The sequence below is a fragment of the Microcystis sp. CS-574 genome (genome assembly GCF_028329095.1).
Taxonomy (GTDB): Bacteria; Cyanobacteriota; Cyanobacteriia; order Cyanobacteriales; family Microcystaceae; genus Microcystis; species Microcystis ichthyoblabe_A.
This window is the reverse complement of the sequence record NZ_JAQMSY010000200.1, coordinates 1-3,456: the sequence shown is the minus strand read 5'-3', so window position 1 is coordinate 3,456 and position 3,456 is coordinate 1. Positions and strand designations below refer to the sequence as shown.

Below are 3,456 nucleotides of genomic sequence, written 5' to 3'. Positions count from 1 at the left end.
GGTTTGGGGGCGGCGCCACGCCCCCAACGGGGGGTTTGGGGGGTAGAACCCCCCAAAAGCTTGGATTGAGTGATCAAGTGGCAAGTAATACTAAATCCCTTGAGTATAGGCTAAATATCAGGAGAGGCAAAAGGCAATAGGCAAAACGGAGAATAAATAATCAGTTTTTAATAACTGGATTTAGTCTTAGCCAATAAATGAACCAGATTTGGGGGTATAAACCCCCAATAATAACCAATTTTAGCTATATCGCTTAATCGGCCCCTTCAATCGGTGCAAATCCCTGACGTTGAATATTCTCGCTGATGTGACGAGGTTCGAGGAATTGCAAGAGATAATCGGGACCCCCTGCTTTGGAACCTACCCCCGACATCTTGAAACCCCCGAAGGGTTGACGGGAGACAATCGCACCGGTGATTCCCCGGTTAATATAGAGGTTTCCCACTTCAAATTCCTGCATAGCTCGGTTAATATGGGCAGGAGTGCGAGAATATAAGCCACCGGTTAGAGCATAGTCGGTTCCGTTAGCTACAGCTAAAGCTTCCTCAAAATTGCTCACTTTGATAATTGCCACCACCGGACCAAAAATTTCCTCCATCGCTATTACCGCATCGGGGGGAACATTCTTAAAGACGGTGGGACTGACGAAGTAACCCACTTCTGGAATTGGCATCTCTAGGGCCAATTCAGCCTCTTTTTTACCAGTTTCGATGTATTCCCGAATTCTTGCTTGAGCTTTCTCGTCGATAACCGGTCCTACTTCCGTACTCGGTAAATCCGTCGGCCCGATATTGAGGGACTTGGTAGCCTCGACAAAGCGATCAACAAAGCTATCATAGACGCTTTCCAGAACGATTATCCGCGAACAGGCCGAACATTTCTGGCCGGTGTAGCCAAAAGCGGACTTAACCGCACCGACAACGGCCTGATCTAAATCGGCACTCTCATCGACAATTAGGGCATTTTTGCCGCCCATTTCGGCGATAACTCGTTTTAGGTGTTTTTGACCCTTTTGCACGATGGAGGCATCTGTATAGATGCGACAGCCCACTTCTCGTGAACCGGTGAAGGCGATTAGGTGAACATCGGGATGGCTAACTAAATGCGCCCCCACCTGGGAACCTTTACCCGGGATATATTGGAAGACTCCGGCAGGAATACCCGCTTCTAGGAGAATCTCGGCAAATTTCGCCGTAATCACCGAAGAAGTCTCGGCAGGTTTCAATAGCGTGCAGTTACCAGCTACTAAAGCCGCTACTGTCATCCCCACCGCAATGGCTAGGGGGAAATTCCAGGGAGAAATCACTAAAGCAATACCCCGGGGTTGGTAGGAATAACGATTATTCTCGCCTGCTACGTCGAAATTATGCCCTAAATCCAGTCTTTCCATCTCGGAGGCGTAATAACGGCAAAAATCGATCGCTTCTGACACTTCCGGATCCGCCTGTTGGATAACTTTGCCTACTTCCAAACAAATCCAGGCCGATAACTCGTGTCGTCGCGCTTCCATCAAATCCGCCGCTTTTCGCAGTATTTCGGCTCTTTTAGCCACTGGAGTGCGTCTCCAAGCGGGAAAAGCCTGTTTCGCCGCTATGATCGCTTTTTCTGCCTGTTCCACCTCAATTAAGCCCACTTTCCCCACTATTTCCTGCGGGTTACAGGGATTAACGGAATTAATTTGAACATTGGTGGCGACGTATTCGCCGTTAATTAGGGGTAAATAGGTCTTACCGAGGGAATTTTTGACAAAAGTAAGGGCTTGACTCGCTTTATTTCGTAATTGCTCGTTGGCATAATCCGTATCGGGGGCATTAGGAAAACCGGGGATAATCGGGTTATCCTTGCCTAAAACCCGGGGGGCTGCGATTAAATCTTCCACGGGACGATCCTCCAAATTTTGCCTTAGGAAGGAACTATTAGCGGTATTTTCTAATAAACGGCGGATTAGGTAGGCCATACCGGGTAAGAGTTGTCCGTAGGGGGAATAAACCCGCACCCGATGACCCCGCTTCACTAAGGCTTTGGCTAATTGGTCGCCCATGCCGTACAATACCTGCATTTCAAAGCGACGACGGGGAATTTCTAAACTTTCTGCGATCGCACAAGCCAAGGCTTGCGATCGCACGTTATGACTACCGATGGCGGCGTATAAATATTGATGATTTTCCAATAATAACCGCGTCATCCGCTCATAATTGGCATCGGTGGCGGATTTTTCGTTATATACCGGCTGTGGCCAATGATTTTGCCGAGATTTAATCGTTTCCTGATCCCAGTAAGCACCTTTGACTAGCCGGACAGTAAGGGGATAACCGCGCTTTTTGGCCCAATTAATTAAATCTTGTAAATCTTGGGCAGAATCTCTTAAATATGCCTGTAGGGTGATGCCAATATCGGTACGACTGCGAAATTCTTCTTCTAGGAGTAATTCTTTCAGGATAGCCAGGGTGAGGTTTTTATAAACGTACTGTTCCATATCAAAATGGACTGCCACCCCTAACTCCTGAGCGCGTCGCAACAGTAGGCGAATGCGATCGCAAACTTTCTCTTTACTACCAATGGGATCTATGGGATCAAACTGAGAATAAAAGGCAGTTAGCTTGACAGAAACCTGCACTTGTGGTAATAAGTCGCCGTCCGCTTCATCAATTTGGCTAACTTTATTCCATTTGGTTGCTTCTTGAGCCAAATGGGTCATTAAATCGAGATAACTTTGTAGATAAACTTGGGTTTCCGCTTCAGTAATTACCGCTTCACCGAGGAGATCTATGGTAAAAGCCATTTTTTCCTTCCGCAGACGGGTGACAGTGCGAGTAATTTGCCCTAGGTCTTCCCCGGCGATATACTTACGAGCTAAGGTTTCTACGGATTTACTGATCAGACTGGCGGCCGTTTGAGCGGGTAGGGAGTTAGGATCACTAAAGTTGAGGATACTTTTCAGCGCACTGGGCAGTTCTACGGAAGCATCACCGAGGTATTGTTGGAGATGATTAGCGATCTCGGCATTACTGCGTAAAGCGGGTAAACAGTCAATAAAACGGAATAATTGTACTCGTAAATTGGGGTTAGACATTGCCCAATCGAGTAATTTATCATCCCAACGCATTTGATCCTGTAAAGCAGACCAAAGACCTTTTTTTTCCCGAGTTTCGGCTAAAAGTTGTCTAGCGATCTCTTGGGTTTTGGTTTCGTAGTTTTGAGTTGAGTCGATTTGGATAACCACGGCGATTCAAGTAAAAAAATTATCAAGGGGATTCAGCTTTCAGCAAGCTAAGGTCAGCCTTCAGCCTAAAATTCAGTTTTTGAGCTTTTTTAGCTGATTGCCGCTCTTAATGGCTCTTTTCTCTGGTTTATAACTCTTACCGAAGGACTAATCAAAGCTAATGGCTGATCGCTTTTGCTGAACACTCTATTGTACTCGATCGAGCGGGGAAGTGGGGGTGTGGGGTGTTGGGT

1 protein-coding gene is annotated in these 3,456 nt (G+C 46.8%); it reads right to left on the bottom strand.

The genetic code is table 11. From position 1 onward, the window contains the following. Positions 1 to 253: 253 nt before the first annotated feature. Complete coding sequence (gene pruA / locus PN470_RS16085; protein WP_271935019.1) at positions 254 to 3,223, bottom strand: L-glutamate gamma-semialdehyde dehydrogenase; 2,970 nt, start codon at positions 3,221 to 3,223, stop codon at positions 254 to 256. Positions 3,224 to 3,456 lie beyond the last annotated feature (233 nt).